Consider the following 213-nt stretch of genomic DNA (forward strand, 5'->3'; position numbering starts at 1 on the left):
ATTGCAGAACGGGTTCAACAAGATGGTGGTCGGCCTCGACGAGCGCGTGCGACTGCGTTCTCTGTTCGGCAGACACGTGGGCCACGCCGTGGCGCAGCGTGCACTGGCGAGTGCTCCACGCCTCGGCGGCGAGACCAGGACGGTCGCCGTGCTGTTCATCGACCTGGTGGGTACGACGGCGAGGGCCGAGCGAGAGTCCGCGGAGGCGGTGGT

Annotated in this window: 1 pseudogene; it reads left to right on the forward strand. The window is 68.1% G+C overall.

Annotation, left to right across the window (positions count from 1 at the left end):
* Positions 1–213 (forward strand): annotated as a pseudogene (locus O4220_RS27795) (hypothetical protein); the annotation flags it as partial.

Source organism: Rhodococcus ruber, from assembly GCF_027270735.1.
Lineage (GTDB): Bacteria > Actinomycetota > Actinomycetes > Mycobacteriales > Mycobacteriaceae > Rhodococcoides > Rhodococcoides rubrum_A.